The sequence below is a fragment of the Micromonospora sp. NPDC023956 genome (assembly GCF_040639195.1).
GTDB lineage: Bacteria > Actinomycetota > Actinomycetes > Mycobacteriales > Micromonosporaceae > Micromonospora.
Window position 1 is genome coordinate 361,475 of sequence record NZ_JBEZZN010000005.1, and the last position, 6,402, is coordinate 367,876.

Sequence of the window (6,402 nt, forward strand, 5' to 3'; positions counted from 1 at the left end):
TTTGATCGGTACGAAGCAATCGTGTCACGCGTACGGCCCCGCCGCACCTGCTATTTGCCCGCTCAGCGGTCGATCACGCGCGGCCCGCGTCACCACCCTCCGGGCCGCGTGTCGGTGCGATCCGGCGAACCGGTAGAAATGCGGGGGCGGCGTCGCCTCGGGGCCGCCGAGCCGTGACCGGAGGGACCCTGTGGCCATCACCCGACTGCCGAGCGCCGGATTCTCGATCACCATCCGGATCGCCGTGCCCGCCGACGCGTCGTCGATCGGGCGGCTCACCACCTGCGTCGGGGAGGCCGGGGCCATCGTCACCGCGCTGGACGTGGTCGACTCCGACCCGACCCACGTGGTAGTCGACCTGACCTGCGACACCGCCGACGCCGGCCACGCCGACCAGGTGGTGTCGGCGCTGAGCGCGCTGGACGGGGTGGACGTCCGCAAGGTCTCCGACCGGACGTTCCTCCTGCACCTGGGCGGCAAGATCGAGGTGACCCCCAAGGTGGCGCTGCGCAACCGGGACGAGCTGTCCCGGGCGTACACGCCGGGGGTGGCCCGGGTCTGCCAGGCGATCGCGGAGAACCCGGCCGACGCGCGCCGGCTGACCATCAAGCGCAACACGGTGGCCGTGGTGACCGACGGCTCCGCCGTGCTGGGCCTCGGCAACCTGGGCCCGGCCGCCTCGCTGCCGGTGATGGAGGGCAAGGCCGCGCTCTTCAAGCGGTTCGGCGGGGTAGACGCCTGGCCGGTGGTGCTGGACACCCAGGACACCGACGAGATCGTCAGCATCGTCCGGGCGATCGCGCCGGCGTACGGCGGGATCAACCTGGAGGACATCGCCGCGCCGCGCTGCTTCGAGATCGAGTCCCGACTGCGGGACCTGCTGGACATCCCGGTCTTCCACGACGACCAGCACGGCACGGCGATCTGCGTGCTCGCCGCGCTGACCAACGCCCTGCGCGTGGTGGGCAAGCAACTCTCGGACGTCCGGGTGGTGGTCTCCGGCGCCGGCGCGGCGGGTACCGCGATCATGAAGCTGCTGCTGCGTCAGGGCGTGGGCGACATCGTCGCGTACGACCGGCAGGGCGCGCTGCACCGTGGGCTGCCCGACCTCAACCCGGCCTGGCAGTGGCTGGCCGAGAACACCAACCGGGAGAACTACTCCGGTGACCTGCGGGGGGCGATCGCCGGCGCGGACGTCTTCATCGGGGTGAGCGCGCCGAACCTGCTCACCGGCGAGGACATCGCCACCATGGCCAAGGACGCGATCGTCTTCGCGTTGGCCAACCCGGACCCGGAGGTCGACCCCCGGGAGGCCCGCAAGCACGCCGCCGTGGTTGCCACCGGCCGCTCCGACCAGCCGAACCAGATCAACAACGTGCTCGCCTTCCCCGGCGTGTTCCGGGGCATGCTGGACGCGCACGCCGAGGAGTTCACCGAGGAGATGGCGATCGCCGCCGCACGGGCCATCGCGGACGTGGTCGGCGAGGAGAAGATCAACCCGACGGTGATCGTGCCGAGCGTGTTCGACTCCCGGGTGGCGCCCGCGGTGGCCGCCGCCGTCCGCGCCGCCGCCCAGAACCCCGGTGCCGCCGCTCCCCCGGCCAGCTCCGACCCCGGCCCCGCCGACCTGTCCGGGATCGCCGCCGCCTCCTCCGCCACCCCCTGACCACCGCGGCCCCCGCTGGTCGACGTCATGGTCGACCGGCGGGGGAAGGGCCGGGTCAGCAGAGGGTGCCGGTGGCCACCAGGAGGGCGGGGCCGGCGAGCCAGCAGGAGTCCGGCTCGATGGTGACCGTCAGCCGACCGCCGGGGACGTCGACCGCCACCACGCCGGTCTCCCGACCGGCGTCGTGCAGCGCCACCGCCGCCACCGCACAGGCTCCGGTGCCGCAGGAGAGCGTCTCGGCCGAGCCACGCTCGTACACCCGCATCAGCACGTGTCCGTCGGTGTCGTCGACCGGCTCACCCGGGCTGGTGAACTCGACGTTCACCCCGGCCGGGAAGAGCGCCGGGTCGACCCCGGGCGCCCGGGTGAGGTCGAGCGCGGCCAGGTCCAGCCCGGCCGGCAGCGGGCAGACCAGGTGCGGATTGCCGACGTCGACGGCGGTGCCGGGCAGGGTCAGCCCGCCGAGGGTGGCCACCCCGGCGTCGTACCGGTGCGGGCGGCGCATCTCGACGGCGACGGTCTCCCCGTCGAGGCGGGCCCGGACCAGGCCGGCCCGGGTCGCCACCGGCAGCAGGCCGTCGGTCGGGACGGCGAGCCCCCGGGCGACGAGGTAGCGGACGAAGACCCGGGCTCCGTTGCCGCACATCTCGGCGAAGGAACCGTCGGCGTTCCAGTAGTCCATGAACCACTCGGCCTCGGCGGCCTGCCCGGCACCGTCCGGATGCTTCGCGGCCCGGACCACCCGCAGCACCCCGTCGCCGCCGATGCCGCATCGCCGGTCGCAGAGCGCGGCGACCCGCTCGGGGGTCAGCGCCAGCTGCCCGTCGGGGTCGGGCAGGATCACGAAGTCGTTGCCGGTGCCATGGCCCTTGGTGAACTCCACGCCCCCATCATCGCGCAGCCGCCCCGGCGAGCCGCAGTGCTCTCACCGCGCTGCGGCCCGCACCACCGTCAGGGCGCGTTCGGCCAGGTCCGGGGCGGTGGCGTCCAGCCAGTGCACCCGGGGGTCGCGGCGGAACCAGGAGCGCTGCCGCCGGACGAACCGCCGGGTCGCCCGGATCGTCTCGTCGTGCGCCGCGGCCTCGGTCGACTCACCGGCCAGGAACCGGAGCACCTGCTGGTAGCCGAGCGCCCGGCTGGCGGTACGCCCCTCGGGGAGGCCCGCCCCGACCAGCGCGCGGGTCTCGGCGACCAGCCCGTCGGCCCACATCCGGTCCACCCGCCGGGCGATCCGCTCGTCCAGGACGGCGGTGTCCAGGTCGACGCCGAGCTGCACCGACGGGTAGAACGGGGTCGGCTCGGGCAGCGACGCGGCGAACGGCGCGCCGGTCAGCTCGACGACCTCCAGCGCCCGGACGATCCGTCGGCCGTTGCCGGGCAGGATGCCGGCGGCGGCGGCCGGGTCGGTGGCACGCAGCCGTTCGTACAGCGGGGCCGGACCGAGGGCGGCCAGCTCGGCCTCCAGCCGCCCGCGCAGCTCCGGGTCGGTGCCGGGGAACTCGAACCGTTCGAGCACCGCCCGTACGTAGAGGCCGGAACCGCCGACCAGCAGCGGCACCTTTCCCCGGGCGAGGATGTCGTCGACCGCCGCGCGGGCGAGCCGCTGGTACTCCGCGACGCTGGCCGGCTCGGTCACCGGCCAGATGTCGAGCAGGTGGTGCGGCACCCCCTCGCGCTCGGTCGGGGTCAGCTTCGCGGTGCCGATGTCCATGCCCCGGTAGAGCTGCATCGAGTCGGCGTTGACCACCTCGCCGTCGAGGGCGTGGGCGAGGGCGATGCTCAGCGCGGACTTGCCGGCGGCGGTCGGCCCGACCACCGCGACGACCGTCACACCCGCTCCCAGGTCGCCACGAGGTAGGCCACGCCGTACGGGGCGGTGTGGTGGGTCAGCTCGCCCCGCCAGTCACCGCCGGTTGCCCGCACCGCGCCGGCCAGCACCTGCCAGGGGGCCCGACCGGCGGCCCGCAACTGCGTCGAGAGCCCCGGGTCCAGGTCCCGCAGGGCGGCGGTGTCCGCGTCGGCCAGGGCCGTGGCGACCCGGTCGTCGTACGGCTGCGCCCGTGGGTCGTCGTAGCCGGGTGCCTGCCGTCCCCGGGTCGCCGAACCGTCCCCGAGCACCAGCAACGCGGTCCTCGGTCCGGTGGCGGCCCCGGCCAGCTCCGCCCCGAGCCGGTCGCACTCGTCGGGTGGGGCGTCGACGGCGATCGCGTGGGCGAAGCGGGGCAGCCCGGTGCCGGACCGGCCGACCAGCCACGCGCCGATGGTCAGGCTGAGCGGGAGGTGGGGGCCGCCGGCACAGTTCACCTTCCACAGCCGGACCTCCCGGTCGAGCCCGTACGGCCGCAGCGTGCCGTGGTCGGCGGGGTTGAACCGGGTGGTCCGGGGCCCGGAGCCGATCAGCAGGAGTTGCTCCGGGCGGGCGTCGAGCAGTCGGGCGACCGCCGCGTCGCAGGCCGCGCGGAGACCGTCGAGTTCACCGGCGGCGGCTCCGGCGACCTCGGGCACGAGCAGCGGCGGGTGCGGGCAGACGGCGGCGGCGACCAGGGGCACCCGGCAACCGTAGCGGCCGGCACGCGGTCGGCGTCCCGGGGCCCGCGGGAACACCGGCCGCGCCACGGTCCGGGCGGGCTAGGCGGCCTGGTCGCCCCAACCGCCCTGGACCATCGTCTGGAACCGCCACTCGCCGCCGGTCCGGACCAGCACGTCGGCGTAGCGGACCCGCTGGGACCGCCCGTCGACGGTGAACTCCGCCTCGGTGAAGACCACCGCGAGGCCGGGGGTGAGCAGGTACGGCGTCCGGGTGGAGTTCATCGTCAGGTCGCCCGGGTCACCGAGCGCCCCGCCCATCACCCGCAGGTACTCCTCCCGGTCGAGCTGCCGGGCGGAACCCTCGCCCGAGGAGTCGTCGGTCACGGTGTTCAGCGGGAACAGGGCCATGTCCGCCGTGCCGGCGACGTCGCCGGCCGCCGCGTACGCGTCGTAGCGGCGGAACCAGGCGTCCAGCGCGGCGAGGTCCTCCGCGTCCGGCGCGTAACCCCGATCGGCCGGCGGGACGATCCGGGAACGGGCCTGGGTCATTCGGTCCTCCTCCTGCCGGGCCCGGTCGATGTCGCCGGGCCGCTGTAGTACGCCGTACCGTACAGCGTACGTCAACAACCGACAAGCCGACCGTCGACAGACGACGGTCCGGGGTAGGACACCGTATGGTCACGGTCGGCGATAGGCGCTCGACGCGGACCCGGTGGGACCTGTGACAATGCCGGAGGAGAAACTTGCTGCGCCGTGGCGGCGATCACGGGACTGTCCCCGTCGACGCCGGGAGAACGAGGATGGGCACATGAGTGACTGGACTGCCTTCGGACGGGTGGACGCGGACGGCACCGTGTACGTCAAGACCGCCGAGGGCGAGCGGGTGGTCGGATCCTGGCAGGCCGGAGCACCGGAGGAGGGGCTGGCCCACTTCGCCCGCCGCTTCGCCGACCTGGTGACCGAGGTCGACCTGGCCGCGGCCCGACTCAACTCGGGTGCGGCCGACGCCAGCGGATCGTTGACCACGATCCGCCGGCTCCGGGATTCCCTGGCCGAGGCGCACGTGGTCGGGGACCTCGACGCGCTCGCCGCCCGGCTGGACAAGCTCGCCGCGCTCGCCGAGGAGAAGGCCGGGGAGGCACGGGCCGCCCGCGACGCGGCGCGGGTCGAGGCCGTGGCCCGCAAGACCGCCCTGGTCGAGGAGGCCGAGAAGCTCGGCGCCGAGTCCACCGGCTGGAAGACCGCGGGCGACCGCCTCAAGGAGATCCTCGACGAGTGGAAGACCATTCGCGGGGTCGACAAGAAGACCGACGGTGAGCTGTGGAAGCGGTTCGCCGCCGCCCGGGACGGGTTCACCCGGCGCCGGGGCGCGCACTTCGCCACCCTGGACTCGCAGCGCAAGCAGGCGCAGACCGCCAAGGAGCAGCTGGTCGCCGAGGCCGAGTCGATCAAGGGCTCGACCGAGTGGGCGGCCACCGCCAACCGGCTCAAGGAGCTGATGGCCGAGTGGAAGGCCGCGCCGCGCGCCTCCAAGGAGGCCGAGCAGAAGCTCTGGGAACGGTTCCGGGCGGCTCAGGACGAGTTCTTCACCCGGCGCAGCGAGGTCTTCTCGGCCCGGGACAACGAGCAGCGCGCCAACCTGGAGCGCAAGCAGGCCCTGCTGGCCGAGGCCGAGGCGCTGGACGTCAACGCCGACCCGCGCGGGACCCAGGCGAAGCTGCGCGATATCCAGGCACAGTGGCACGAGGCCGGACGGGTGCCCCGGGACGCGGCGGCCAGCCTGGAGCGGCGGATGCGGGCGGTGGACGACCGGGTCCGCGAGGCGATGGACTCCGCGTGGCGGCGTACCGCGCCGCAGGACAACCCGCTGCTGGCGCAGATGCGTGCGCAGGTGGCCGAGGCCGAGGAGCGGCTGACCCGTGCCCAGGCCGCCGGGGACGCCAAGCGGATCCGGGAGGCCGAGCAGGCGCTCGCGTCCAAGCGGCAGTTCCTCCAGCTCGCCGAGCAGGCCGGCTGACCGACGGTCGATGACCCCCGCGGGGCCCCCGCCCCGCCGCGCCCACCCCCCCGAGGGGCGCGCCCCCGCCGCCCCCCCACAAACCCACGCCCACCCAACCCAAAAATAAAAGCACCAAAAACCCCAAAAAAACCGAGATAGCCACCACAGGCAGCCCCCAGGGCCCAGCGACCCCCCGCCCGAAAATAAA

At 74.2% G+C, this 6,402-nt stretch carries 6 protein-coding genes; 2 read left to right on the forward strand and 4 right to left on the reverse strand.

Annotated elements, in window-relative coordinates; genetic code table 11:
• Positions 1-190 precede the first annotated feature (190 nt).
• Complete coding sequence (locus AB0F58_RS13835; RefSeq protein WP_357142424.1) at positions 191-1,666, forward strand: NAD-dependent malic enzyme; 1,476 nt, start codon at positions 191-193, stop codon at positions 1,664-1,666.
• A gap of 55 nt (positions 1,667-1,721) precedes the next feature.
• Here AB0F58_RS13835 and dapF read toward each other — a convergent pair whose 3' ends face one another.
• From dapF to AB0F58_RS13855, 4 genes are all read right to left on the reverse strand, one after another.
• A complete protein-coding gene (gene dapF, locus AB0F58_RS13840; protein WP_357142425.1) occupies positions 1,722-2,549 on the reverse strand; it encodes a diaminopimelate epimerase in 828 nt (275 codons plus the stop codon).
• Positions 2,550-2,591: 42 nt separating this feature from the next.
• Positions 2,592-3,497, reverse strand: a complete 906-nt coding sequence (gene miaA, locus AB0F58_RS13845) for a tRNA (adenosine(37)-N6)-dimethylallyltransferase MiaA (protein ID WP_357142426.1) — start codon at positions 3,495-3,497, stop codon at positions 2,592-2,594.
• Positions 3,494-4,216 carry a class III extradiol dioxygenase subunit B-like domain-containing protein gene (locus AB0F58_RS13850; RefSeq protein WP_357142427.1) on the reverse strand — a complete coding sequence of 241 codons (723 nt, stop codon included), beginning with the start codon at positions 4,214-4,216 and terminating at the stop codon, positions 3,494-3,496. The genes miaA and AB0F58_RS13850 overlap by 4 nt, the downstream gene beginning before the upstream one ends.
• A 78-nt stretch (positions 4,217-4,294) precedes the next feature.
• Complete coding sequence (locus tag AB0F58_RS13855; protein ID WP_357142428.1) at positions 4,295-4,744, reverse strand: hypothetical protein; 450 nt, start codon at positions 4,742-4,744, stop codon at positions 4,295-4,297.
• A gap of 259 nt (positions 4,745-5,003) precedes the next feature.
• Between AB0F58_RS13855 and AB0F58_RS13860 the strand changes: the two genes are divergently transcribed.
• Positions 5,004-6,212: a DUF349 domain-containing protein gene (locus tag AB0F58_RS13860; protein WP_357142429.1), complete on the forward strand. Its 1,209-nt coding sequence runs from the start codon at positions 5,004-5,006 to the stop codon at positions 6,210-6,212.
• Positions 6,213-6,402: the final 190 nt, after the last annotated feature.

Bases quoted from the DNA above. Each gene is read 5' to 3' on its own strand.
- AB0F58_RS13855 (WP_357142428.1), bottom strand. From the start codon at position 4,744: ATGACCCAGGCCCGTTCCCGGATCGTCCCGCCGGCCGATCGGGGTTAC.
- AB0F58_RS13860 (WP_357142429.1), top strand. From the start codon at position 5,004: ATGAGTGACTGGACTGCCTTCGGACGGGTGGACGCGGACGGCACCGTG.